At 64.8% G+C, this 21,967-nt stretch carries 18 protein-coding genes; 3 read left to right on the forward strand and 15 right to left on the reverse strand.

Annotated elements, in window-relative coordinates; translation table 11 throughout:
- Position 1 precedes the first annotated feature (1 nt).
- Positions 2-3,865: an nSTAND1 domain-containing NTPase gene (locus J3S28_RS10875; RefSeq protein WP_207840382.1), complete on the reverse strand. Its 3,864-nt coding sequence runs from the start codon at positions 3,863-3,865 to the stop codon at positions 2-4.
- A gap of 182 nt (positions 3,866-4,047) precedes the next feature.
- Here J3S28_RS10875 and J3S28_RS10880 point away from each other — a divergent pair, with 182 nt between their 5' ends.
- Complete coding sequence (locus J3S28_RS10880; protein ID WP_207840384.1) at positions 4,048-4,362, forward strand: LuxR C-terminal-related transcriptional regulator; 315 nt, start codon at positions 4,048-4,050, stop codon at positions 4,360-4,362.
- 4 nt (positions 4,363-4,366) lie between these two features.
- On the opposite strand, the gene J3S28_RS10885 is transcribed toward J3S28_RS10880, so the two are convergent.
- The 6 genes from J3S28_RS10885 to J3S28_RS10910 all read right to left on the reverse strand — a co-directional run bounded on the left by J3S28_RS10885 (position 4,367) and on the right by J3S28_RS10910 (position 11,453).
- Entirely contained in the window at positions 4,367-5,983 is a 1,617-nt protein-coding gene (locus tag J3S28_RS10885; protein ID WP_207840386.1) for an AMP-binding protein, read from the reverse strand.
- Positions 5,984-5,986: 3 nt separating this feature from the next.
- A complete protein-coding gene (locus J3S28_RS10890; protein WP_207840388.1) occupies positions 5,987-6,595 on the reverse strand; it encodes a TetR/AcrR family transcriptional regulator in 609 nt (202 codons plus the stop codon).
- Positions 6,595-7,932 carry a cytochrome P450 gene (locus J3S28_RS10895; protein ID WP_207840390.1) on the reverse strand — a complete coding sequence of 446 codons (1,338 nt, stop codon included), beginning with the start codon at positions 7,930-7,932 and terminating at the stop codon, positions 6,595-6,597. The genes J3S28_RS10890 and J3S28_RS10895 overlap by 1 nt, the downstream gene beginning before the upstream one ends.
- A 95-nt stretch (positions 7,933-8,027) precedes the next feature.
- On the reverse strand, positions 8,028-8,987 hold the full coding sequence (locus J3S28_RS10900) for an o-succinylbenzoate synthase (RefSeq protein WP_372435986.1): 960 nt from the start codon (positions 8,985-8,987) through the stop codon (positions 8,028-8,030).
- 4 nt (positions 8,988-8,991) lie between these two features.
- On the reverse strand, positions 8,992-9,606 hold the full coding sequence (locus J3S28_RS10905; protein ID WP_207840392.1) for a TetR/AcrR family transcriptional regulator: 615 nt from the start codon (positions 9,604-9,606) through the stop codon (positions 8,992-8,994).
- Complete coding sequence (locus tag J3S28_RS10910) at positions 9,603-11,453, reverse strand: N-acyl-D-amino-acid deacylase family protein (RefSeq protein WP_207840394.1); 1,851 nt, start codon at positions 11,451-11,453, stop codon at positions 9,603-9,605. Before J3S28_RS10910 ends, J3S28_RS10905 begins: the two co-directional genes overlap by 4 nt.
- Positions 11,454-11,576: 123 nt before the next feature.
- Between J3S28_RS10910 and J3S28_RS10915 the strand changes: the two genes are divergently transcribed.
- Positions 11,577-11,972 carry a helix-turn-helix domain-containing protein gene (locus tag J3S28_RS10915; protein WP_207840396.1) on the forward strand — a complete coding sequence of 132 codons (396 nt, stop codon included), beginning with the start codon at positions 11,577-11,579 and terminating at the stop codon, positions 11,970-11,972.
- Between the two features lie 3 nt (positions 11,973-11,975).
- On the opposite strand, the gene J3S28_RS10920 is transcribed toward J3S28_RS10915, so the two are convergent.
- The 3 genes from J3S28_RS10920 to J3S28_RS10930 all read right to left on the reverse strand — a co-directional run bounded on the left by J3S28_RS10920 (position 11,976) and on the right by J3S28_RS10930 (position 14,127).
- Positions 11,976-12,569, reverse strand: coding sequence for a ClpP family protease (locus tag J3S28_RS10920; protein ID WP_207840398.1), 594 nt, complete (start codon positions 12,567-12,569; stop codon positions 11,976-11,978).
- A complete protein-coding gene (locus tag J3S28_RS10925) occupies positions 12,566-13,180 on the reverse strand; it encodes a ClpP family protease (protein WP_207840400.1) in 615 nt (204 codons plus the stop codon). Before J3S28_RS10925 ends, J3S28_RS10920 begins: the two co-directional genes overlap by 4 nt.
- Before the next feature lie 86 nt (positions 13,181-13,266).
- Positions 13,267-14,127 (reverse strand): SHOCT domain-containing protein, encoded by an 861-nt coding sequence (locus J3S28_RS10930; protein WP_207840403.1) that lies wholly within the window; start codon positions 14,125-14,127, stop codon positions 13,267-13,269.
- A 174-nt stretch (positions 14,128-14,301) separates the two neighbouring features.
- Here J3S28_RS10930 and J3S28_RS10935 point away from each other — a divergent pair, with 174 nt between their 5' ends.
- Positions 14,302-15,240 carry a CDP-diacylglycerol diphosphatase gene (locus J3S28_RS10935; RefSeq protein WP_207840405.1) on the forward strand — a complete coding sequence of 313 codons (939 nt, stop codon included), beginning with the start codon at positions 14,302-14,304 and terminating at the stop codon, positions 15,238-15,240.
- Positions 15,241-15,401: 161 nt separating this feature from the next.
- Here the strand turns inward: J3S28_RS10935 and tuf are convergent, their stop codons facing one another.
- The 5 genes from tuf to J3S28_RS10960 form a co-directional block, all read right to left on the reverse strand.
- Positions 15,402-16,592 carry an elongation factor Tu gene (tuf, locus tag J3S28_RS10940; protein WP_084837382.1) on the reverse strand — a complete coding sequence of 397 codons (1,191 nt, stop codon included), beginning with the start codon at positions 16,590-16,592 and terminating at the stop codon, positions 15,402-15,404.
- A 155-nt stretch (positions 16,593-16,747) separates the two neighbouring features.
- The gene (gene fusA, locus J3S28_RS10945; RefSeq protein WP_207840407.1) at positions 16,748-18,853 is read right to left on the reverse strand and encodes an elongation factor G; all 2,106 of its coding nucleotides are present in this window, start codon (positions 18,851-18,853) and stop codon (positions 16,748-16,750) included.
- Between the two features lie 86 nt (positions 18,854-18,939).
- On the reverse strand, positions 18,940-19,410 hold the full coding sequence (gene rpsG, locus J3S28_RS10950) for a 30S ribosomal protein S7 (protein ID WP_084837384.1): 471 nt from the start codon (positions 19,408-19,410) through the stop codon (positions 18,940-18,942).
- On the reverse strand, positions 19,410-19,784 hold the full coding sequence (gene rpsL / locus J3S28_RS10955; RefSeq protein ID WP_023956148.1) for a 30S ribosomal protein S12: 375 nt from the start codon (positions 19,782-19,784) through the stop codon (positions 19,410-19,412). Before rpsL ends, rpsG begins: the two co-directional genes overlap by 1 nt.
- A 414-nt stretch (positions 19,785-20,198) precedes the next feature.
- Complete coding sequence (locus J3S28_RS10960) at positions 20,199-21,908, reverse strand: SulP family inorganic anion transporter (protein WP_207840409.1); 1,710 nt, start codon at positions 21,906-21,908, stop codon at positions 20,199-20,201.
- Between the last annotated feature and the right edge of the window lie 59 nt (positions 21,909-21,967).

Below are 21,967 nucleotides of genomic sequence, written 5' to 3' on the forward strand. Positions count from 1 at the left end.
GTCACCCGCCACAGGGCGGTTCGTAGGGACTGGCCGGAAGATACTGTCGCCATTCGGCTTCGGTGATCTGGTCACCGGCCTCGCTGCAGGCCCTGGACAGCATCAGATCGGTGTCCACCGTCCAGGACATCACCGCACCGCCGTCCCCGGCGGCCAGGACAGTGCGGTCGTCGTCGGCGAACCGGACGTCGAACACCTTCCCACCGAACGCCCTGAGCACCACCAGGAGGTCGGGACGGCGTTGATCGGAGACATCCCACGTCCAGATCTCACCGGCGCCGCCCCCGACCACGATCGTTTCTCCATCGGATGAATAGGCACCGCTGTAAATCTGACCGACCGGACCCGACAGTCGGGCGGTGATCTCAGGACTGCGGCGACGGGTGATGTCGATGGTGGCGAGTTCCTTGGTCGACGACGTCACCAACAGCGCGTCGCCGTCTGGCCGAAAACGGACCGAGAGGGCGGCGGTGTCGAAGACCTCGATCGCCGTCAGCTGCTGCGGCCGCGTCGGATCGGTGAGGTCGTACACCGACACCGATCCGCCCGGGGTCGCGAAGGCGACCGATTTCCCGTCCGGGCTGAGCGACGCCCAGGTCACGCCCTCGCCCACCTCGATACTCGAGACGACTCTCGGGGCAGCCAGGTCGGACACGTCGATGACCGGCAGCCAATTCGACTCGAGACCGCCGGTCACCGCGATTGCGGTGTCCTCGTTGATGTCGACGGTCTCGTTCAACGTCTGCAGGGCTCGCACTCCCGGGCCGAGGAGTTTCGGTTCCCCGGGATCGGAGTAGTCCGCGAAGTAGATCGTGCCGTCAGCAGATCCCAGTGCGGCCAGCCGACCGGTCGCCGAGACACCGATTGCTCCGGAGAACGAAGCATCCGGCGGCGGCACGAGCTCGGGCCCGACCCTGACTAGGTTCGGGCCATCCGAGACGCGCAACCGGGTGACCTCTCCCGACGGCCCACTGCCGGCAAGGATGTCTGGGCTTCGGGAGCCTGCCGGTATCTGGAAGATGGTCTCCGGTCCCAAGCGGATCACGGGATACGTCCTGCGCCACGCGGTGACGACCCCGTCGTCGGCCGTGGCGACGACCTCACCGTCGACGTACACGACGGACGTGAACGTCGACGGCCCGTGCCAGATGCGAGCCGCGTCAGGATCCGAGGCGCGCAGGTCGAACTCGCGGACGGTGTTGTCCGACCCCGCTGCTGCGAGCCGACTGCCGTCGTCGCTGATGCTGATGCCGTTGACGTAGTTCCCGAATCCTTCGATGGTCCGCACCAGAGACGAGCCACCGCCGGTGATCAGCGCATAGAACTGCACCTGGTGACTTTTCAGTCCCATCGCAAGTTCTCCGGTCGGAGCGAACACCAGACTCAGGGCCTGCTGGTTGTCGGCCCACTGGTTCAGCTCGATGGGCGGCAGTGGCACCAGGCCCGATCCCGAGACCGTCCACAGATCGACGCGTCGTGCCACGCTGCTCGTGGCGAGTACCGAACCGTCACGCGAGAAGGCGACAGCCTGCCCGGTCCCGGCGACGTTCGGCATGGTCGCGGCCACCCAGTTCGCACCTTCGCGCTGCCAGCCCAACACACCGACCTGCTCCACGGCGGCCGCGAGCGTCCTGCCGTCGGGGCTGAGCGCCACCCCGTTCACCGGCTGGCCGGTCGGCAGCACCGCCGCGCGGATCGGTGTCAGCGGATCGCGGATGTCCCACACCTCCACCGCGGCACGCCCCCCGAGCACGAGGGTGTTCGAGTCAGCACTGAACGACAGAGCACGTAGTGCCTCGTTGGAGTCGTGGCCGCCGAAATCACCGAGCCGGTGCGCAAGCCCGCCCAGCACCACGGGACCGGTCGCCCCTGGCGCCGTGGTGTAGAGGGTGACGCGATTGCCGGCATCTGCCATGGCCAGCAGTCCACGCCCGGGACTGTAGGCGACCTTGACCGGACCCACCGGGCCGAGGAACCGGGCGGGGGTGGCGATCGCGCTGTTGTCGATCAGGTTGGACCGCGCCTCCAAGGTCGGTGACGTGCGATAGGCGATCATCGCCAACTGCCGGGCGAGAGCCGGATCGCGCTCGGTGAGTTCGCCCGACTGCACTGCGAGTTGTCGGCTCAGGGCCTGTCTCTGGAGCTGCTCGGCCCGATTCCGCTCCTCGACCGCGTCTCCGCGTGCGATCACCGCGAACGTCGCGGCGAGCGCAGCGACCAGCGCCACCACGGCGACGCCGAAGGCGGTTCGCCGCAGTTGCCGCACCCGGCGCCGCTCACCCGCCTCGAGCCTGTCCTGCTCTTCATTGCTCGCGCGCAGGAATTCCGATTCGGCGCTCGTCAGTCGCGGTTCATCTCGCTCGCCCGGGATGGAGTCGTTGACCATGCCGAGCCAGGCGCCGCGGATCAGCAGTTCGTCGGCGCGGTCACCCGACTCCCACAAGGTGAACGCTTGCCGGAAGCGTTTGTGCATCAACAACCGAGCACGATCACCATCGATCCACTGCTGGAGTCTGGGCCAGGCGGTCAGCAGGGCCTCGTGGGTCACCTCCGCGTAGTCGGCGTCGACACTGACCAGCCGCGCCGCCGCGAACCGTTCGAGCACCTCGACGGCCCGCGCGGTCTGTGGGCTCAGCTCTGCCTGCGAATCCCTGCCCGGCACCGGGTCGGCGATCGCGATACCGAGCGCCTCGAGCGGTGCCTTCCGTCGACTGACCCAGTCGTCGTCGACGTTGACCATGGCGAGGAGCTGGCGCCTGGCGAGATCACGCTCCGCGTCGTCGAGATCGGAGTAGACCGCTTCGGCGGTGCGCTCGACGGCGCCGCTGATGCGGCCGGTGGCGAGATAGTCGGCGACGGTGAGCCGGCGACGATCCGAGTGCGACCAGGTCGCCAACAGCGCGTGCGAGAGCATCGGCAATGCGGTGGCTCCGGAATACCCCGCGGCTGGAGCCACGTCGGCCAGCAGCAGCTCGACCAGATCGTCGTCGATGTCCAATCCTGCCCTGCGGGCCGGCCCGGTGATCACCTCACGGAGCTGGTCGACGTCCATCGCCGCCACCACCACCTGCGAATGCTGCAGGACCTCGACCAGGAATGGCACCGCCGAGACCCGCGCGTAGTAGTCGGCGCGCAGCACACCGACGACCACTGCCCCGGGACCACCACTGTCGGCGACCAATTCCGTCACGGCCTCCAGAAACTTCTCCCGGGCCACCGCGGGAGCCAACGTCCAGAGCTCCTCGAGTTGATCGACGACAACGAGCAGCGGCCCGTCTCCGTCGCCGGTCCCGTCCGCAACGACCGAGGCGAGAGCCGCGACAGGATCTGTTCCGGGCACCATCAGGGTCGACCGCCAACCCGCCAGCGACGCGCTCCCCACCGAGGGAAGCAGACCGGCGCGGACCACCGACGATTTGCCGGCGCCCGACGGCCCCACCACGATCACCATGCGCCGACGGGGATCCCTGCTCGATGCTGCCGACGAGACAGCGTCGACGAGGCGGTCGGTCACATCTTCTCGGCCGAAAAACCACTCTCTGTCATCGATCTGAAATGACTCGAATCCGCGATAAGGCGTCGGGGCGATTTCCGAACGGGTCGATACTTTTCGACGCGCCCGCCGTACCGCGGACCACCAGACATCGGTGTCGGAATCATCCACCCCGCACGTTCTGAGCACGGCGAAAAACATTTCTTTACTGGCGGCGGTCGGCGCGTGATTGCCGGCCAGCCATCCGCTCACCGTTCCGAGCAGGGCGTCGGATTGCTCGACCAATTCCCTGACCGTGAGACCGGCATTCTCGCGAAGTTCGGTGAGTGCCCGGCCCAGGTCCTCCCGTGTCTGAACTGTTTCCGCATACATGCGATACCAATCCCGTCTGGCGATCTTCCTCGTTGAACAGCCACTTCGCTGTACGGATTCCGTATCGACTTGCCCCGATACGCCACTTCAGGTGGCGATCGTTTCCTGATCCTGGAAATGATAGACAGGTCCGCTTGTGCGGCAATGACACGCCTGGGTCGATAGGCGAAGGGGAGCTTCAAATGCACACAGAGGCAAGCGATTCAATCGTCTATTCAGATGAAAAGGATTCGCGGCCCACACCGCTTAGACTCGTTCGCGAAACGAATGACAAGCCGCAATTGTCATCTCGCGAAATAGAGGTGTTATTGGCTTGGTTCGACGCCGATTCCAAAGATGCTGCGGCAGCACGACTTTATATCTCGGCCGCGACGGTGAGCACCCACGTGACACGAATACGGGCCAAATATGCGGCCTGCGGCAGGCCGGCGAAAACCAAATCGAGCCTGTTCGCCAGAGCCGTCCAGGACGGGTACACCCGCCTCGAGGACTGGTGAGCGCTCAGCGCGGCATGTGTGCGGCGGCCAATGCGTCGAGGGTCAGCTTCGTGACCTTTCCCTGAGCCCCGCGGGGCAGTTCGGGGACCACGATCACCTCGCGCGGGACTCGCGACCGGGACAACTCGGTGCCGACGTAGTGCTTGATTTCTTCCTCGGTGACCGTCGCGCCGTCACGGGCCACGACGAAGGCACGCAGTCGTTCTCCGAAATCCGCATCAGCGACCGCGATCACTGCGGCGTCGACGATGTCGGGGTGCCGACCGAGCGCCAGTTCCACCTCTTCTGGGAAGACGTTCTCGCCGCCGGAGACGATCATGCCGTCGCTACGGCCCTCCACGAACAGACGTCCGGCGGAGTCGAAGCGACCGGTGTCCCCGGTCGCCAGCATGCCGCCGAGCGTCTCTTTGCTGGTGCCATTGGTGTACGTGCTGATCTGGCTACCCGACCGAACGAAGATCTGACCGGTCTCTCCCCCGGGAACCGGAACGCCGTCGCGGATGATCGCCACGGCGACCCCCAGCGGTGCACGACCTGCGGTCGTCGGTGCCGCGGCCAGATCCTCCGGGGTGGCGATCGTGATGTAGGACGCCTCGGTGGCGCCGTAGAGGTTGTGGAGTACCGCGCCGAATCGGGCTTGAACCGATCGCACCAACGACTCGTCGAGCTTCGCGCCGCCGGAGGCGATCATGCGCAGTCGCTTTCGGTCGATCCGGTCGAGATCACGATCGTCCAGAGCCATCAGACGCCGCAGCATCGTGGGTACCATCATCACCGCGGTGCAGCGATTGTCGACCAACAGATCCAGTGAGGCCTGCGCCCTGAATCTGCGGTCCATGACGACGGTGGCGCCTGTGAGCAGACACACCATGGTCGCGAGCAGCCCCCAGCCGTGAAATGCGGGCGCACACATGAGCACGGTGTCCGACCCACGGATAGGGATCTTCGACACGAACCCCGCAGGCAATGACATCGCCGGACCGCCATCGCGGGGCGCGCCCTTCGGTGCTCCGGTGCTCCCGCTGGTGAGGATCACCAGGGAGGACTTCGACGACGGGGCCGGGGGCAGTGCCGTGGAATTGCCCGCCACCAGCCCATCCACCGTCGCCGACCTGGTCACTTCATCCGTCCACGCCACGTACCGGCGTACATCCGCGTCCACGAGTTCGAGGACTGCGGCGAACTCCGCATCGTGCAGGATCACATCCACCCGTTCGCGGGATACCACCTCGGCCATCTGCTTGGCCCCGAGGTCGGTGTTCAGCAACACCACCCGGGCGCCGAGACCGATCGCGGACAGCAGGCCGATCACGGCATACCGGCTGTTGCGGCACATCACGCCGACCGTCGGCTGGCCTCTGGGCGCCAAGACCTCGCGCAGTCCGTTGATGACCCCGTGGCACTGCTCCGCGAGACCGTTGTAGGTGACCTCACCGTGGGGGTCGATGATTGCGACCCTCTCGCCGTACATCGCGGCGTACACCGCGGGCCCGGAGGCCTCACCGGCCTGGCGGCGCAATCTCGCGATCTGGGGCACCAGCTTCGCGCCGGGTAACGCGCCCGCGCGCCCCAGCTCTCGGACCGCCAGCAGTTCCGTCTTCAGATGGCCGAGCTTCGACACCGCTCACCACACCATCGGCGCGAGGTAGCGCTGAGCGAAGTCGCGTACCGACTCCGGCTCGGACCGCGCCTCGTCGATCGACGGGGTGTCCAGGTACGAGATGACCAGCCGAACAAGGATTTCTGTCACAGCATGGAGGTCGTCGTCCGGCATCTGGGCCCCTGCGCCGCGCAGGGTCTGCATGATCCGCCCGGTGACGATCTCGATGAACAGACCGGTGACCGAGTTCGTGATGCCCTTGAGCGCGTCCCGTTCGTCGACCATCATCCTGCGGATGAGCGGGTCTTCGTTGACCAGCTCTGCGCCGGCGAGGAAGGCCTCGACCACGGCCTCCTGCGGCCCGTGCCCGACGGTGGCCTCCTCGAGGACGATCATGCCGTCGAGGTAGATCCGCTCGGCCACGCCGAGCAGGAGTGCTTCCTTGTTCGGGAACCGTCGGTACAGGGTGCTCCTGCTCACGCCCGCACGCTTGGCGACGTCGTCGACACCGGTACGCCGGATGCCGTTCTCTTCGAACTCTTTACGCGCCGCCTGCAGAATCGCGCCTTCTTGCTCACGCGGCGATGCGGTGTTGCGGACCTTACGTGCGGGACGGGTCGGTGACTGCGGCATCAGACGCGCCGCACCGTCACGGGGAGGTTGTCCCTGGGCACCGGCAGGGCGCTGAAATCCATCGGCATCGTGTAGTCCGCCGGAACCGACCACTCGAATCCGCGCAGCAACTGGTGCATGATCGTCCGAATCTCCATCTGGCCAAAATACAGCCCGATGCACTTGTGCACCCCACCACCGAACGGCGACCACGCCATCCGGTGCGACTTGTCCTCACGACGCTCGGCAGTGAACCGCTCGGGGTCGAAAACGTAGGGATTCGACCAATACTCGGCGTCGTAGTGATTGGTCAGGCTCGGCACCGTGACGATCGAGCCCTTGGGTACATAGTGCCCGAGGACCTCGGTGTCCTTGATCGCCATGCGGGGCTGACCCGGCACCGGCGCGCACATGCGCAGCGACTCCTTCATGATGATGTCGAGGTCGGTCAATGTGGCCAGATCCTCGTACGCGAGTTCCGGGCCGAGTTCGAGAGACTGGACGCGGGCGCGCTCCTGCCACTCAGGCGACTTGGCCATGCGATAGGCCATCTGCGTCATCGTCATCGTGGAGGTGTCGTGGGCGGCCATCAACACGAAGATCATGTGGTTGACCACGTCCTCGTCGGTGAACCGGTGGCCTTCTTCGCTCTCGGCGTGGCACAGCACCGAGAACAGATCAGGCGACTCCCCCGCCCGCTTCTCGGCGATATGACTCATGAAGAAGTCCTCGAGTACCTTGCGTGAGCGCAGACCCTTCCACCAGCGTCCGCCCGGCACCGGGTGGCGTACCAGCGCTACTCCTGCCCGCACGGTGTCGATGAAGGCCTTGTTGATCCGATCGGCCTCGGCCTGCGGCAACTCCAGACCCATGAATACCTCGAGGGCGACGTCGAGCGTGAGGGCCTTGAACTGGCTGAAGAGCTTCACCTCACCCACCGGGAACTGCTTGATGCGCTCGGTGATCATCGGCTGCATCTCCTGCATGTAGCCCTTGAGCACGGGCTGGGTGAATGCCTGCTGCAGGATCAGCCGATGATGGCGGTGCTCCTCGAAGTCGAGGAGCATCACGCCACGGTTGAAAAACGGGCCGATGAAGAAACTCCAGGCGGGCCCGTTCGCAAACGCCTTGTCCTTGTTCATCAGGATCTGGTCGGCCGCCTGCGGACCGCGGCAGGTCACCAACTTCTGCCCGAACGCATTGATGAACGAGACCCGCCCGAACTCGGACTGCTGGGCGTCGGCGAAGGCGAACGGATCGCGGCGCATCCTCATGATCTGGATCGCGCCGTTGGTCTTCGACCCGCGCACCGATTTCAGACCGCTGTCAGGTGGGGCCTGCGCCAGGATGACCGACATTTACCAAACCTCCGCTGTGCTGAACGCCCGCTGTTGGAACGTTTTGCGGAAATTGTATCTTCTGTCGGTGACGAAGGCCACTACCGATCGCCCGGCTACCCGTTCAGAAGTGCATGACAGCGTCGTAAGCGGTCCATCCACCAGCGGGTTCGTGCTTCATCAGCCCGCGGGAGAGCCGCCACGTCGACGTCGACCGTTCGCGGCATCAGCGCGCCGCCGTCGGGGACGAAAGGCTCGGCGACGTCGGTGGTGAACAACCCTCCGGTGCCGAGACCGCACGCCAAATCGAGATCCGGCAACGCCGCCGCCGCGGCCACCCCCGCGGAGATCCCGACCGCCGAGTCGAGCGCGCTGGAGATGACCACGGGTATCGGGATGTCCGCTGCGAGCTCGAGAACGCGCCGCATCCCACCGAGCGGGGCGACCTTGAGGACGGCGACATCAGCGGCACCCGCAGCGATCACCCGCAGCGGATCCGCGACGCGGCGGATGCTCTCATCGGCGGCTATCGGCGTCGTCGTGGCCCTGCGCACCTGGGCGAGTTCCTCGATCGTGGCGCAGGGCTGCTCCGCGTACTCCAGCTCACCGAGTGCGCGCAGAGCTGTGATCGCTTGCTGCACAGTCCATTTTCCGTTGGCGTCCACGCGGACGTTGGTGATGTGCTCGCGTACGGCCTCGACCCTGGCCACATCGTCGGCAAGGGTCTGCCCCTCCTGCGCCACCTTGACCTTCGCGGTGTGCGCACCCGGGAACCGCGCGATGACTTCTGCGACCTGGTCTGCGGGAATCGCGGGGATCGTGGCGTTGACGGGGACGGCCGCGCGCACCGGCGGCGGCGGGCCCTCATAGGCGGCTTCGATACCTGCTGCCAACCACGCCGACGCCTCGACGTCGTCGTATTCCTCGAACGCCCCGAACTCACCCCATCCCGCGGGGCCGCGAAAGATCATCACCTCGCGAACCATGATCCCCCGAAAACGCATCCGCATCGGCAACGCGACGACAACAGCCGAGGACGCGAGATCGGAATACGACGGCCCTGTGGGCATCGGCATCGGCCTATCCCGCGAGCCCGGCGAGCCAGCCGAGAACGAGTTCGAGGCGCGCATCGTCGAGTGCGGGCTGCGGATTGACCGCTGCGGCAACGGATTCACCGTCAAACAGGTGAACCACCGTCAACGCGACCACCTCGATCTGCCCCGGGGGCAGGCCCTGTACCGAAGGTATCATCCTGGCGAAGTCGGCGATCTGGGTGTGATATTCGGCCAGCATGGGAGCAAGGCGTTCGCGCAGGCCCGCGTCCGTACGGGCCGCCACCAGCAACTCGTACCAGGCGCCGTTCACCGGAGCCCGGCAGGCGGCCCGGACCAGCAACAGACAGTCGGCCAGAGTATCGGTCCCCAGCATCGCGAGGCTTTGAGAGAAAGCCTCGAATTGCCTGCGTCGCACCTCGTCGGCGGCCGCGATCACGAGGTCGAGCCGGGTCGGGAAGTGCCTGAACAATCCACCTTGCGAGACCCCACTCCGTCCACAGATCTCACTGATCGTGCTGCGCTGGTAGCCGATCTCGCACAGCGAGCTCACGCATGCATCGACCAGCCGGGCCTTGGTCGCGTCCCGGCGCTGCTGCTGGGTCCGTCGGCCATCCCCGGTGGTGTCCGTGGCAGGGGTCATCCAACCACCGTGTGCCTGAGCTGTTCGGGCTGATTCTTCACCGTGCCCCGCGGCTGGCCCGCGCGTAGGAACTGACCGCTGCGCAGCGTGTTTCCGAATCCGGGAGCAAATACGCCGCTGCCATAAAGGTATTCACCGGCGACAACCGTGGCGGTCACCGCATCGTCGTTGCGATTGACCATCCGCTTGATTCCTCCGAATTCGGGCATTGATTCTTCAGCGTATTCCTTCGTCTGGTCGGTGAGGCCGGCCGGGTCGACGACGACGAAGTCCGCTCGATCACCGATCCGCAGGAATCCCGCGTCCAGGCCATAGAACTCACCGAGTTCGCCAGTGAGTTTGTGAATCGCTTCTTCGATCGTGAGGAACGGCGTCCGGGCCCCGTGTTCGGCCTCTTTCACCCGCTGCAGCAGCTTGATCCCGTAGTTGTAGAAAGCCATGTTCCGCAGGTGCGCACCGGCATCGGAGAAACCGATGGTGACGCCCTTTTGTTTGATCAGCCAATCGGCGATCTCGGGTCGGTCGTTGGTGATGACGGTGTGCCAGCGGAAGGCCGTGCCGTATTCGACCACCAGATCGAGGAACATGTCGGTGCTGTGGACCCCGCGTTCGCGAGCCACCTGCTCGATCGTCTTGCCGATCATGGATTCGTCTGGGCACTCGCTGATCTCGGCGTCGTCGAAATCGCGATGCCACACCCGCGAGCTGAACTTCTTCTCGAAGTCCTCGCGGAACCACCGACGGTACTCGGGATCGGAGAGCAGATCGCCTCGGCCCATCTCTTCGCGCAGATGCAGCGCCGCACGGCCGGAACCGAACTCCTCGAACACCACGAGATCGATGCCATCGCTGTAGACCTCGAACGGCACGGGGAGATGCTGCCACCGCAACGCACCGCGGCCGATGTCGTTCGCGAGCGTCGCAAGGGGTCCGAAGATCCGGCGCACCCAACGATCCGATTTGGCGTCGGCGGCCGCGAGCACCGAGGTGCGCAGTGGTTTGCGACCAAGCCCCGTACTGCCCGCGAGGAAGAAGAGGATGTCGTACTTGGTGTTCAGGTTCGGGATCGTCTGCAAGACCCGATCGCGCCTCCGCAGAATTCGGTTGATCTTGCGGCGTTCGCTCCAGTGCGCATACACCGACGGCAGGCACCGGGACCGGTAGCGGTCCCCGTCGAGCTTGTCCCAGGGATTGGTCATCGACGAGACCCCGAGGAATCCGGCGTCGAGTGCGTTCTCGATCGCCCTGCTGATCGCGGCCATCTCCGAGCGGCTCGGCTTGTGCGCGCGATCCGTGGATCGCCCCAGCCCCATCACCGATGCGCGGATGTCCGAATGACCGAGAAAGGCCGCGATGTTCGGGCCCAGCGCAAGCGACTCGAGCGACTCGATGTACGACGCGGGGTCCGTCCAATCCTTGCCTTGCTCGAGGGCCCCGATCACGTGGTCGCGCGGCAACGCCTCGACCCGACTGAACAGGTCGGCAGCATCGACCGGAGTCGTGTACACCGTCGACAGCGAGCAGTTCCCGATGATCGCGGTAGTCACGCCGTGCCGGATGGACTCGCCGAGTCCGGGGGCGACCAACACCTCGGCGTCATAGTGGGTGTGCACGTCGATGAACCCGGGCATGACCCACTGACCGCCGGCCTCGATGACCTTCGTGTCGGGTCCGACCGGCAGCGGAGCGTTGGAGATCTCCACGACCCTGCCGCCACGGATCCCGAGGTCGCGGCGCAGGCCGGGAGCCCCCGTCCCGTCGAACCAGGTTCCCCCACGGACGACCATGTCGTAGCGACCGCCGTCGTCGCCGACAACCGATCCCGTTAATTCCTGCTGCAGACTCATATGTGACCTCCATCACTCTCGACAAAGGTAACATAGAGAGTGACCGCTCGCAAAGATTCGTCTGAATTCTGCCCAGAGCAGATATCCGCACCACGGGGCGGGCCTTCGAACTACCTTCGGAACATGGGCGACACCTCGAGGACCCTCCCCGACCGCGGGGAACGCGCGTTCACTCCCTTCCGGCCAGACGAGCTGTGGCGCAGCGTGCTCGGGTCGTACCTGCGCGCCGAACGAACCGCACAGGGACGTATTCTCACCGACATCGCGTCGGTGGCCGGGGTGTCGCCGCAGTACCTCTCGGAGATCGAACGCGGGCGCAAAGAGCCCTCGTCCGAGATCCTGTCCGCAGTCACCGGCGCTCTCGGACTCACGCTGCTCGACGTCACAAGGGGCGTCGCAACGTTGCTCGAACACGCGCAGTCGCGGTCCGTCGTCGCTGTCGGCGGCATCCGCCGCGGAGCCCGCTCGCCTGCCGCGAGTCCGGCGACCGGACGCGCGCACCTTCGCATGGTGTCCTGACCCTCATCGAGGCCTGGTCGTGAGCACCTCATCGGCCAGCCCGTACTCGACAACGGCTGTAGCCGGCAGGATGAGGTCGCGATCGGTGTCGTGGCGCAACGTCTGAAGATCCTTCCCGGTGTGCCGGGCCAGCAGTTCTTCCAATTCCGAACGCACCCGCACCACCTCGTCCGCGTGGATGATGAGGTCGGGAATGGAACCCTGCCCCTGGATGGACGGCTGGTGCAGCACCACCCGCCCGTGGCCCAAGATCCCGCGTTGTCCGGGAGCGCCTCCCGCGAGCAGCACCGCCGCGGGTCCACCCGCCTGCCCGACGCAGGTGGTGGCCACCTCGGAGCGGATGTACTGCATGGTGTCGTACACGGCCAGCATCGCCTCGGGTGATCCACCCGCGGAATTGATGTAAAGATTGATCGGGAGGTCGGCGCTGTCGGACTCCAGATGCAGCATCTGGGCGATCAGAACGTTCGCCACCCCGTCGTCGATCTCGGTACCCAGGTACACGATCCGCTCGGACAGCAGTCGGCTGTACACATCCATCGACCGTTCACCGCCTGCGGTCTTCTCGACCACGTACGGAATCGTGTAGCCGCTCATCGCCGGCCTCCCAGCGCTGCCGGCCTGGAGTACGAGGGATAGATGTCCTCGACACTGTCGATGACCCTGTCGATGAACCCGTAGTCGGCGGCTTGCTGCGCGGTGTACCAGCGGTCGCGGAGTGAGTCCGTCCAGATCTGCTCGGCCGGACGACCTGTGTTGGCCACGATCAGGGCGAGCACGGTGTCGCGGGTGTGCCGCAGGTCGTCGGCTTGTAACTCGACATCGACAGCCGTGCCGCCGATGCCGGATGAACCCTGGTGCATGAGGATTCGCGAGTGGGTCAAGGCGTACCGCTTACCGGGAGTACCCGCGGAGAGCAGGAACTGACCGGCACTCGCAGCGATACCGAGGGCGAGCGTGCTCACGTCGTTGGGGATGGCACGCATGACGTCCATGATGGCCAGCATCGCCGGAACCGATCCACCGGGCGAATTGATCCAGAAGCTGATGTCTTTGTGAGAATCTTCGGCCGACAGCAGCAGCAGTTGGCTGCAGAGTCGGTTGCCGAGTTGCTGATCGAGCTGGTCGCCGAGCACGATCACGCGTTGATGAAAAAGTCTGGTGACCAGTTCGTCGTCGATGGGACTGGGTGTCTTGTCATCCGTCATGAACCAATCCTGTGTGGCCGATGGCGATCACGAAAGCCGTTGCTGCCGTGAGCAGTTCTGCCCTCAGCAGCGGCCAGAATTCGGGTCTACAACTCGCCGAGGATCCGCGTCCGAACCGCCTGGTACTCGGCGTCGCTGATGTTCCCGGCGCCACGCATCGCCTCGAGTTCGGCCAGCCGCTGACTCGGGCTCCGCGGTGGCGCAGGAGGCGCCGCGTAGTCGGCCTTCCGCAGATCCGGGCCGCCCGCGGGTTGTCCTCCGACGCGGCGCACGATGTCCATGACCTGCTGGCGCGCCACCGGGTTGGAGCGAAGATCGACCGTTCCGCCGAAGGGGATGTTGTTGTTCTTGAACACGTTCATGATCTCGAGGAGGGCATCCGATTGCCCGGACAGGTCGAACTCGCGGCCGGTGTCGGTGTCGGTGAACCGCGCCGGGGCCGACCCGGCGAGCAAAGGCGTCCGCTGCCAGTCGATCTCGAATTGGCCCGAGTACGGGTCGACGAGGACCGCCAGCCGTCGCGCGTTGAGTGCTGACAGATGCATCAGCGGGACGACAAGCCGCTTGTCGGCGTCGAACGGCGCGATCCCATCGCCGTGGATCCGCAGCTTGAGCTTCATCATCGGCTGGTTGTTGACCTGCACATTGGTCTGCTCCACCGACAGCACGTCGGCGACCCCTAGCCGCCCGGTCTGCTCGAGTTCGAACCGCCGGCGCTTTCCCCGGTAGGTGAACTGCGAAATGAAGAAGGCGATGACGACATCCAGGATGGTGATCCCGAGCCCGGCGTAGAACATCCAGCCCACCATGGGATCGCCGATGACGAAGTACGCGACGAGGAAGATCGGGCCGACGATCCCGCACAGGAGCGAGAACGCCAGAATCGGCACGAACGTCCGCACGAAACTCGGCTCTGTGTCTCTGCTGCCGTGCCCGAAAAGGCCCATCGCCCACCCCTGTTCTCGAAGTCTGCAGATCAGTATCGCGCACTGCAGTTTGCCGGTCGAGCGTGTTGATGCCAAGTCATTCGACCGGCAGGATTTCTTCGCAATGACACGCCTCACGCGATGACCCGGCGCATACTTTCTCGCATCGCAAGTGCACGTGTGGAGGTAGCCGCGATGGTCGAGATCAACCCACCCGAGATCAACCGGCGGCGAATGCTGTCGATCACCGCCACCACCGTGGCCGGACTCGCAGTCGGAGCGCTCGCGTCGTCGGGGCCGGCACAAGCGGCACCCGGCCTGTGCGACCTACCGGGGACGGGGTCGGCCGGGCCGGAGCTGTGCGGGCCACTTGGTTCCTCGGTGTGCGGTCACGTGGGCGACTCCGGCAAGCATTACGCACTCTGGGAGGGCGTGCAGGATGCGACGCCGATCTATCCGGCGCCCAACGAGCGGGTGGTCGTGTTCGGCGGGATCAAGATGGATCCGTGGCAGCGAAAGCCGAATCCGACACCGCCGCCACCTGCGCCCCCGCCTCCGCAGCCCCCGGGAGATGCAGATCAGGGTTATGCGATTCGCGGCGGCCAGAAGGGGCAGACACGAGACTTCGACAACCTGTTCATCCCGCTGCAACGCATCTCGGGCATCGAGTGCGACCGCATTTGGAAGAAGACGACCATCAACTACTGGAAGTGGGCGTATGCCGAGGCGGTGAAGAAGGCGGGTCACGTCACCGCCCTGGGCATCAACTCAGTCGCTGCGCGGCACGAGAATCAGCTCCACATCCATCTGAGCCAGCTCCAGACATCGGCCGCGAACCATCTCGCGGCCGCGCAGCAGGCCGGCCACATCGCGACGACTCCGCAGGGCTGGGCCTCTGTCACCAAGGTCGACCTCCTCGGCAACGGCAAGGAGTACCGCGTGCTGCACGTACCGGATCTGGAGACGAACATCTTCGCACTGCTGCGTGATCACATCGCTCTGTCCAACCAGGCGATGGCGACACAGATGTTGGTCGTGACGCCGTCCCCGCAGGGCGGCTTCTACGTCATCAACAGTCAGCACGACATGCCACACGGCACCGGAGAATGCGACGCACTCCTGTACTACTCGTGAGGGCAGACCGGCGCCCCTGAGATCGTCCCCCTGAGGGGTCACCGAGGGCTATATGCCATCGGCACCCCTGGATGGGGACGATCTCAGGGTGACCGCTACTGGACACAGCAAAAACGGCGCCCACCCGTGAGGGTGAGCGCCGTTCTGGTTCTAGCTGAGTGCTACTTGTTGATCTTCGTGACGCGACCGGCACCGACGGTGCGGCCACCTTCACGGATCGCGAAGCGCAGGCCCTCGTCCATGGCGACCGGCTGGATCAGCTTGACGGACATCTCGGTGTTGTCACCGGGCATGACCATCTCGGTGCCCTCGGGAAGGGTCACAACGCCCGTCACGTCAGTTGTACGGAAGTAGAACTGGGGACGGTAGTTGTTGAAGAACGGGGTGTGCCGTCCGCCTTCGTCCTTGGACAGGATGTAGGCCTGTCCTTCGAACTCGGTGTGCGGGGTGGTGGTGCCCGGCTTGATGACAACCTGTCCACGCTCGACATCTTCGCGCTTCAGACCACGCAGCAGCAGACCGGCGTTGTCGCCCGCCTGTGCCGAGTCGAGGAGCTTGTGGAACATCTCGATACCGGTGACGGTGGTCTTGGTGCTCTTCTCGCGGATGCCGACGATGTCGACTTCCTCGTTCACCTTGACCTCGCCACGCTCCACACGACCGGTGACGACGGTGCCACGACCGGTGATCGTGAACACGTCCTCCACGGGCATGAGGAACGGCTTCTCGGTCTCGCGGACCGGCTCCGGGATGCTCTCGTCGACTGCGTCCATGAGCTCTTCGACGGTCTTGACCCACTCGGGATCGCCTTCGAGCGCCTTCAGAGCCGAGACCTTGATGACCGGGGCGTCCTCGTCGAATTCCTGAGCTGCGAGAAGTTCACGCACCTCCATCTCGACGAGTTCGATGATCTCGTCGTCGTCGACCATGTCGGCCTTGTTCAGCGCGACCAGGATGTACGGCACGCCGACCTGGCGGGCGAGCAGCACGTGCTCACGCGTCTGGGGCATCGGGCCGTCGGTGGCGGCAACCACGAGGATCGCGCCGTCCATCTGGGCTGCACCGGTGATCATGTTCTTGATGTAGTCCGCGTGACCAGGAGCATCGACGTGGGCGTAGTGACGCTTCTCCGTCTGGTACTCAACATGCGAGATGTTGATCGTGATACCACGAGCCTTCTCTTCCGGAGCCTTGTCGATCTGATCGAACGCAAAGCTCGCGTTGAGATCCGGGAACTTGTCGTGCAACACCTTGGTGATGGCCGCCGTCAGCGTGGTCTTGCCGTGGTCGACGTGACCGATGGTGCCGATGTTCACGTGCGGCTTGGTCCGCTCGAACTTCGCCTTCGCCACTTGATTGTCCTCCTGGACTTGTTGTAGTGACCGGGGTTGTCCTGGTCACTGGGTGTAATCCCACTGCATTGAATATTCAGTTCGTGCGCAGCAGGTGTTTCTTTATCTGCTTTGCGCCGGTGGCGGCGCTATCGCCAAGGCGAGGGGAAGAGTATTCACTCACCCGTTGCTTTGGCAATGATCTCCTTCGACACGTTCGCCGGAACTTCAGCGTACGAGTCGAACACCATGGAGTAGTTCGCCCGGCCCTGGGTCCGTGACCGCAGGTCACCGATGTAGCCGAACATCTCCGACAGAGGAACAAGTGCCTTGACGACACGTGCGCCGCTGCGCTCTTCCATGGCCTGGATTTGACCACGGCGTGAGTTCAGGTCACCGATCACGTCACCCATGTAATCCTCTGGCGTGGTGACCTCGACGGCCATCAACGGTTCCAGGATCACTGGGCCCGCCATCCGGGCCGCCTCTTTCATGGCGGCCGATCCGGCGATCTTGAACGCCATCTCAGAGGAGTCGACGTCATGGTAGGCGCCGTCCAGCAGAGTGAACTTCAAGTTGACGAGCGGGTACCCGGCGAGCACGCCGTACTGCATTGCGTCCTGCGCGCCGGCATCCACGGATGGGATGTACTCGCGAGGAACGCGGCCACCGGTCACGGCGTTCACGAACTCGTAGGTGGCGCCGTCTTCGGCGTCGACCAGCGGTTCGAGCTTGACGATGACCTTGGCGAACTGCCCGCTTCCGCCCGTTTGCTTCTTGTGGACGTAGTCGTGCTTCTCAACCGTCTTGCGGATGGTCTCTCGGTAGGCAACCTGCGGCTTACCGACATTGGCCTCGACCTTGAACTCCCGCTTCATGCGGTCGACCAGGATGTCGAGGTGCAGCTCGCCCATACCGCCGATGACGGTCTGGCCGGTCTCGTCGTCCAGCTGGACGGAGAACGTCGGATCCTCTTCGGCCAGTTTCTGGATGGCGACACCCAGCTTTTCCTGGTCCGACTTGGTCTTCGGCTCGATCGAGACGTTGATGACCGGGTCCGGGAAGCTCATCGATTCCAGGACGATCGGTGCGTTCGAATCGCACAGGGTGTCACCGGTGGTCGTGTCCTTGAGGCCGATCATCGCGTAGATGTGGCCCGCCGTGGCGTCCTCGACCGGCATTTCCTTGTTGGCGTGCATCTGGAACAGCTTGCCGATGCGCTCTTTCTTGCCCTTGGTGGCATTGAGCACGCCGGTGCCTGCCGTGATGTGTCCGGAGTAGACACGCACGAACGTCAGCTTCCCGAAGAACGGGTGTGCGGCGATCTTGAACGCCAGCGCCGCGAACGGCTCGTCGGACGACGGCTTACGCGACAGGATCTCTTCTTCGTTGCCGACCGCGTGACCTTCCACCGAAGGAACGTCGAGCGGCGAGGGCAGGTAGTCGATGACCGCGTCGAGCATGGGCTGGACGCCCTTGTTCTTGAACGCCGAACCACACAGCACCGGGTACAGCTGACGGGTAACCGTCAGTTTCCGGATGGCGGCCTTGACCTCGGGAATGGTGACCTCTTCGCCACCGAAGTACTTCTCGAGAAGTGCTTCGTCGGTCTCGACGACCGTCTCCATCAGCTTCTCGCGGTACTCCTTGGCCTTCTCCAGCAGATCGGCCGGGATCTCCTCGATGGTCGGCTCGGCACCGGTCGGCACGACGCCGCGCCAGGTGATGGCCTTCATCTCGATGAGATCGACGACACCGTCGAAGTCGTCCTCGGCACCGATGGGCAGCTGGAGAACCAGCGGCTTGGCACCGAGACGCTCTTCGATGGTGCGCACCGTGAAGTAGAAGTCGGCGCCCAGTTTGTCCATCTTGTTGACGAAACAGATACGGGGAACTTCGTACTTCTCGGCCTGCCGCCAGACCTGCTCGGACTGCGGCTCCACGCCCTCTTTACCGTCGAACACCGCGACAGCACCGTCGAGCACACGCAGGCTTCGCTCCACCTCGACGGTGAAGTCGACGTGCCCGGGGGTGTCGATGATGTTGATCTGGTTCTTGTTCCAGAAACAGGTCACCGCAGCGGAGGTGATGGTGATACCCCGCTCCTTCTCCTGCTCCATCCAGTCGGTGGTCGACGCGCCGTCGTGCGTCTCACCGATCTTGTAGTTGACGCCGGTGTAGAAGAGGATTCGCTCGGTGGTGGTGGTCTTGCCGGCATCGATGTGGGCCATGATGCCGATGTTGCGAACCTTGTTCAGGTCGCTGAGCACTTCCTGTGCCACTTGATTCCCTTCGGGAAGTTTTCTGACTGAAGACTGTCTTGATTGCGAGCGCGACTACTGCGCCCACCGAAGCAAGCTTCGGAAGGTCACCAGCGGTAGTGCGCGAATGCCCGGTTGGCCTCGGCCATCTTGTGGGTGTCCTCGCGACGCTTGACTGCTGCGCCCAAACCATTGCTGGCGTCGAGGAGCTCATTGGCGAGACGCTCGACCATGGTCTTCTCACGACGCTGCCGGGAGAAGGTGACCAGCCAGCGCAGTGCCAACGTGTTGGCGCGGCCCGGCTTGACCTCGATGGGCACCTGGTAGGTGGCACCACCGACGCGGCGGCTCTTGACCTCGAGCGCGGGGCGGACGTTGTCCAGCGCACGCTTGAGGGTGACGACCGGATCGGTGCCGGTCTTCTCGCGAGCCTGCTCGAGAGCCTTGTAGACGATGCGCTCGGCGGTCGACTTCTTGCCGTCCAGCAGGATCTTGTTCACCAGCTGGGTGACCAGCGGGCTGCCGTAGACGGGATCGTTGATCAGCGGGCGCTTCGGCGCGGGTCCTTTACGTGGCATCAGCCCTTCTCCTTCTTCGCGCCGTACTTGCTGCGGCCTTGCTTGCGGGCCTTGACACCCTGGGTGTCGAGCGAGCCGCGGATGACCTTGTAACGCACACCCGGGAGGTCCTTCACACGACCACCGCGAACGAGCACCATCGAGTGCTCCTGCAGGTTGTGGCCTTCACCGGGGATGTATGCGGTCACCTCGACCGAGCTGGTGAGACGAACACGTGCCACCTTCCGGAGCGCGGAGTTCGGCTTCTTCGGAGTGGTGGTGTAGACGCGGGTGCAGACGCCGCGTCGCTGCGGGCTGCCCTTCAGCGCTGCCGTCTTCTGCTTGGCAGGCTTGTCGTGACGGCCCTTGCGGACCAGCTGGTTGATAGTTGGCACTGAGAGTTCTTCCTTTGTTTGGCGTTCTTCGTACTCTGCTGCGGTTTCTGCTCCGGGCAAGTTCCCGATCAGATCGGAACCTCCGCAGTACGCCCCACCAAGACAAAGCCCTGGTCAGGTGTGGCCTTCCCTACCCCACAGTCGGGCGTGTCGAACTTGCCCGGCGCGGTAGTTGAAGGCACGCAGATGGGACCCGGCCGTATCTTGACGAAAGCGGAGGCCGAGCACCAGCGGTCAACTGTACCGACCAGCGATGCCCAGGTCAAAATCGCTCGATACCACAGCGGGCGGCGGGAATCCTGCAGTTCAGCGACGATGTCGCGAGGCTTTTGCCGAAGATGAGCGGCCAAGTGCTGGCAGAGGTCCTATACGGCGTTTACAACCACCGCGAGCGCAGTTCCATTCCGTCGTGGTTCAGTCGTCCGCACGGCACCGGAATGCCTCGACCGCGGCGTCGATGGTCGGGTAGAAATGCGAGGCGTCGAACCGATCCCCGACCCCGAACCGGACGAGCCGATCCTTGATCGGGCCCTTCATCTCCGCGAACACCAACGTGATGCCCTGGCTCTCGAGATAGGTGTCGAGGTCGACCACTTCGTCCACCGCCGTCGTGTCCAGTCCGGTGAGCGGCTCGGCGGCGACGACAACCCACTGCACGGGCGCCTCCGCGGCCGCGACCACCGAGCGCACGTAATTGTCGAAGATGTCACCGTTGGCGAAGAACAGCGGAGCATCGAAACGCACCAACACCAATCCCGGGATACGCCGACCGTCGGGGTGCCGTTCGACGTCGTGGAAGCCCGGTGCGTCGGAAGTCTCGACGAGTTCGGTGCGGTACGGCTGCCAAGCCCGGGCAACCACCGCGACGAAGGACAACCCGATGGCGACGATCACGCCCTGTAGAACTCCCACCAGGGCGACACCGAGGAATGCTGCGGCCGCGAGACCGAACTCGACTTTGCTCATCCGCCACATGCGGACCATCCCGGAGACATCGACCAGGGCCATCGCCGCCACGATCACCACGGCACCGAGCGTGGCGTCGGGCAGGTACTCGGTGACGCCGGGCAAGGCCAGGATGAACACCAGGACCGCGAGCGCTCCGACCACACCGGCAAGCTGGGTCTTGGCACCGCTCTGTTCGGCCACCGGGGTCCGCGATCCGCTCGCGGAGATCGGAAATCCGCTGAACATCCCCCCGGCGATGTTGGCGACGCCGATCGCCTTCATCTCGGTACTGCCGTTCACGTCCTGGCCGTGGCGCGCGGCAAACGTGCGGGACAGAACACCGGTGTCGGCAAACGCGATCAACGCGATGCCGGCAGCGGGCCCGATGAGTTCGGCCACGTCGCCCCAGTCGACGCCACCGAAGGAGGGCAACGGCATACCCTCCGGCAGCGCGCCGACCATCCCGATGTCGTCGACCAGCCCCAGAGCAGCCGACACGATGATCATGGCGACCACCGCCACGAGCACACCGGGGACCTTCGGGATCCAGATGCGGAACGCGATGATGATGGCCAGTGAGCCGAACCCGACGCCGGCGGCGATGGGGTCGACGTCGCCGCCGGCAATGGCCTTCAGCGTCTCGGCGACCTCGCCGATCAGGTTGTCCGCGTCGACCGAGAAACCAAGCAATTTGGGTAGCTGGCCGACGACGACGATCAGGGCGATCGCGTTGAGGTAGCCGAGCCGGATGGGTTTCGACAGGAGGTCGGTGACGAACCCGAGTCGCAAGAACCCGCCGAGTAGCAGGATGAGGCCGACCAGGACACCGAGAACGCCGGCCAATGCCAGTGCATCCTCGGGATCGTCGGTCACCGCGAGCGGCAGAACGGCCGCGGCGATCAGCGGCGCGAGCGATGAATCAGGTCCGAGGACAAGGATTTTCGACGGTCCCACGATTGCGTAGGCCAGCAACGGGACGATGGTGGCGTAGAGACCCGCGTATGCGGGCAACCCGGCCGCCTCCGCATACCCCATCCCGGCAGGGATGAGCAGGGCGGTCAACACGAGACCGGCCGTGATGTCCGGGCGGAGCCATTCCCGGCGATACGTCCGCGCGGTGGCGATTCCAGGAAGCCGCGCCAGGCCGGCGGACCACACGACGTCTCGGGGTCTCATCGACTTCTCCTCGGAACGGGGCAGATCAGACATGCGTCGTTGTGGAACGTCAACTCTCG

It is taken from the genome of Williamsia soli (assembly GCF_017377795.1).
Lineage (GTDB): Bacteria > Actinomycetota > Actinomycetes > Mycobacteriales > Mycobacteriaceae > Williamsia > Williamsia soli.

Coding starts and splice junctions, on each gene's coding strand:
- J3S28_RS10875 (WP_207840382.1), bottom strand. CDS start 3,865: ATGTATGCGGAAACAGTTCAGACACGGGAGGACCTGGGCCGGGCACTC.
- J3S28_RS10880 (WP_207840384.1), top strand. CDS start 4,048: ATGCACACAGAGGCAAGCGATTCAATCGTCTATTCAGATGAAAAGGAT.
- J3S28_RS10890 (WP_207840388.1), bottom strand. CDS start 6,595: ATGCCGCAGTCACCGACCCGTCCCGCACGTAAGGTCCGCAACACCGCA.
- J3S28_RS10895 (WP_207840390.1), bottom strand. CDS start 7,932: ATGTCGGTCATCCTGGCGCAGGCCCCACCTGACAGCGGTCTGAAATCG.
- J3S28_RS10900 (WP_372435986.1), bottom strand. CDS start 8,987: ATGCCGATGCCCACAGGGCCGTCGTATTCCGATCTCGCGTCCTCGGCT.
- J3S28_RS10905 (WP_207840392.1), bottom strand. CDS start 9,606: ATGACCCCTGCCACGGACACCACCGGGGATGGCCGACGGACCCAGCAG.
- J3S28_RS10910 (WP_207840394.1), bottom strand. CDS start 11,453: ATGAGTCTGCAGCAGGAATTAACGGGATCGGTTGTCGGCGACGACGGC.
- J3S28_RS10915 (WP_207840396.1), top strand. CDS start 11,577: ATGGGCGACACCTCGAGGACCCTCCCCGACCGCGGGGAACGCGCGTTC.
- J3S28_RS10920 (WP_207840398.1), bottom strand. CDS start 12,569: ATGAGCGGCTACACGATTCCGTACGTGGTCGAGAAGACCGCAGGCGGT.
- J3S28_RS10925 (WP_207840400.1), bottom strand. CDS start 13,180: ATGACGGATGACAAGACACCCAGTCCCATCGACGACGAACTGGTCACC.
- J3S28_RS10930 (WP_207840403.1), bottom strand. CDS start 14,127: ATGGGCCTTTTCGGGCACGGCAGCAGAGACACAGAGCCGAGTTTCGTG.
- J3S28_RS10935 (WP_207840405.1), top strand. CDS start 14,302: ATGGTCGAGATCAACCCACCCGAGATCAACCGGCGGCGAATGCTGTCG.
- rpsG (WP_084837384.1), bottom strand. CDS start 19,410: ATGCCACGTAAAGGACCCGCGCCGAAGCGCCCGCTGATCAACGATCCC.
- J3S28_RS10960 (WP_207840409.1), bottom strand. CDS start 21,908: ATGAGACCCCGAGACGTCGTGTGGTCCGCCGGCCTGGCGCGGCTTCCT.